This is a genomic window from Marinospirillum sp., from assembly GCF_014859565.1.
Window position 1 is genome coordinate 1 of sequence record NZ_JACUUA010000328.1, and the last position, 3,031, is coordinate 3,031.

Genomic DNA, 3,031 nt, shown 5'->3' on the forward strand with positions numbered 1-3,031 from the left:
CTGGAACAGAAAATGGAACGCTGGATGGAACTGGAAGCAGAAACCCAGTAAACCTACCCATGTCCTGACAAAAAAGCCGCTGCACCTTCAGGAATGAAAGGCAGCGGCAAGACAGCAGGCCGTGATGCAATTGGGTTAATTAAAAACTCAGATAATGCGCTTGCGAATAGCCTTGGCCACCTGCTCTACGGCAATCACCACCAATAAAACTACCAGAATGATGCTGATGGCCTCGTTGTAACGGAACAGGTTCATGGCCGAAGTCAGCTCCACACCGATACCCCCCGCACCCACCAAACCCAGCACCACCGCACTGCGCACGGCCTTTTCAACACTGTAAAGACTAGTGGCAACAAAGGAAGGGAAACACTCTGGCAGAATCGCACCAGCCACTACTGCGGTGCGGGAAGCGCCAGCGGCCTTCAACGCCATGCCCGGTTTTGGATTGTTTTCCTCGATTCGTTCAGAAAAAAACCGTGCACAAAAACCGATGGTGTCCATCACGATTGCCAGAATACCGGCCAGTGGTCCCAACCCCACAGCCACCACAAAAATCAGTGCCCAGATCAAATCCGGGATAGTGCGCAAGGTGGACACCAGATTGATCGCCAGCACCCGGATCAATGGATGTGGACTGGTGTTACGTGCACACAACAAGGCCACCGGCAAACTCAGCAGCACACCAAAAGTGACACCCACCACGGCCATGTTCAGGGTTTCCAGCATGGCGCGGGCAATCACATCCAGCCGTGACGTGGACGGTGGCATAGCTGATCCAAAAAAACTGCCCAGATTGATGGTACCGTTCACCAGTCGATCCAGCGAAATGTTGGCACTGCTGAAACCCTGGATAAAAAAGGCCAGAAATACCAGCAACACCACCCACATAAACACTGAAGGATTCTGAAAACGCTGCGGCTGCTGAAAACGTTGATCACTGGATGGCATAAACACCTCCTGCCATCTCTTCATCCTCCACCAGTTTTTCACCCGCATACAGGTCGGTTAAATCTTCCGATGAAATTTGTGAAGGTTTGCCATCCAGCACCACCCGACCATTCTTTAACCCCACCAGTCGATCGGCATATTCACTGGCCAGCTCCAGCTGATGCAATACACACACCACGGTCAGTCGATGTTCATGAACAATTTCAAACAGCAGATCCATGACCTCACGCCCGGCACGAGGGTCCAGACTGGCCACCGGCTCATCCGCAAAGACCAGTCGGGCATCCTGCATCAACATACGGGCAATGGCGACCCGCTGCTGCTGCCCACCGGACAACTGATCCGTCCGACGCCGTGCCAAATGTGCCAGTCCGACTCGCTCCAGGCAGTGCATGGCACGATCCCGAGTGGTCGCACTGCAGGTCAGATTCAGGCTGCGCAACAGCCCATCATTACCCAGACGACCAAACAAGACGTTCTGGAATACCGACAGGTTGTTCACCAGATTAAACTGCTGAAACACACTGCCGATGCGTGAGCGCAGGCGACGTAACTCACCACCGCGTGCCCGTGTCAGGGATACATCCCCCATACGGATCTCACCCCGGCTGATTGGCTCCAGCCCCAGCATACAACGCAGCAGGGTGGATTTACCGCAACCATTGGCACCCAGTAACACCACTCCCTCACCAGAGGCAATCGACAAATCTACTGAGTCCAGCACCGGTGTGCCATCCGACCAGGTTTTGCCAACCCCTTCAAGATGAACATCCATACTTATTCCGCCTTCAGACCCAGTGCTGCATAAGCCTTGCGCACCACGTCATAACTGGCATCATTCACAGCCATCAGACGAGCACCCTGATAACGCTCACGGCCTTCCGGTTTCAGGGTTGCCTGAATCAGTGCATCACCGTTTTTCATCATGGCATCACGTATGTATGCCACGCAGGTCGGATCAATGTGAGGGCCAGCTACAACCAGATCATCCGGCATCTGCGGTGACTGCGCCAGAATGCGGTAACCACCACCAGTACGCTTGATAAAACCATCCCAGTCACGCACACCTGTAGCAGCAGCCTGTACATCACCGGAGATCAGTGCCTCAAACAGAGTGCCACCCAGATTCAGGATACGAACGTCACGATCCACATCCAACCCGGCCTCCACCAGCATGTATGCAGGGATGATATGACCGGTGGTTGAACCAACACTTTTCATTGAAATGCGAGCGCCTTTCAGATCAGCCAACGTCTGATAAGGGCTGTTTTCCGGCACAATAAAAATGGAAGCATAAGACGGACGCGCCAAACTCACCAATGGTTGGGCACCCTGAACCTGACTGTCCATGGCCACGTATTCACTCGGTCCGGTCATCACTACATCCACCTGCTTAAAGCGCAGGGCATTCACCACTGCCGTGCGATTACCAACCGGGTAAAACTCGACCTTCATGCCCAGTGCCTGCTTCATGGTTTCCACAAACGGACCAAAAGAGCGGCGCAACTCTTCCAGACCTTCCACCCCGGTATCAGCATAACGCAGCGTCGTCGGGCAGGAAGCGGGTGGGGTTGCCGCCAGAACAGTGGTAGAAAAAAGGGTGGACAGTGCCAAAGCACCAGCAGCCAGCAGGGCTTTTTTCTTCATCATCATCGTGTTTAACTCCAGTCTACGGGAAAGGAAAACCAAAAAACCGAGAGCTTCCCTGCCCGTTTCTGGATAAACACCTTGCAGAAGAGTGATGACAGAGGCATGAAAAAAACATGGCGATTCTGTGTCGAAGTAATGACTGCACCATGAAGGTAACCCTACTGTTGAAGCGTGTTGCCCAAACAATCCATTGATCACACTTGCCGATGTGCCCAGCAAGGGTGACTCCGTCGCGACTGGCAGCTGCAATACGCATCAACATCTCCTGACCCGGTGAGTTTTTAAATTTCAGACTCACGCCAGCAAAAGCCATACCGGATCAAGGAATTTTTCAGTAGTTTGCTGCTTTTTGCTTTTCGGAAAGGTCAGTGCGCAACAATGATAAAAATCCACACCAAAACCCTGAAAATCCAGTAAGATTAAAGCCATGCCT

Annotated in this window: 3 protein-coding genes; all 3 read right to left on the minus strand. The window is 52.9% G+C overall.

All coding sequences use genetic code 11. From position 1 onward, the window contains the following. Positions 1 to 147 precede the first annotated feature (147 nt). The 3 genes from phnE to phnD are packed head-to-tail and all read right to left on the minus strand — an operon-like array spanning position 148 to position 2,601. On the minus strand, positions 148 to 948 hold the full coding sequence (gene phnE, locus IBX50_RS19135; RefSeq protein ID WP_292257994.1) for a phosphonate ABC transporter, permease protein PhnE: 801 nt from the start codon (positions 946 to 948) through the stop codon (positions 148 to 150). Further along, positions 935 to 1,723, minus strand: coding sequence for a phosphonate ABC transporter ATP-binding protein (gene phnC, locus IBX50_RS19140; RefSeq protein WP_292257995.1), 789 nt, complete (start codon positions 1,721 to 1,723; stop codon positions 935 to 937). The genes phnE and phnC overlap by 14 nt, the downstream gene beginning before the upstream one ends. A gap of 2 nt (positions 1,724 to 1,725) precedes the next feature. Next, positions 1,726 to 2,601 (minus strand): phosphate/phosphite/phosphonate ABC transporter substrate-binding protein, encoded by an 876-nt coding sequence (gene phnD, locus IBX50_RS19145; RefSeq protein ID WP_292257996.1) that lies wholly within the window; start codon positions 2,599 to 2,601, stop codon positions 1,726 to 1,728. Positions 2,602 to 3,031: the final 430 nt, after the last annotated feature.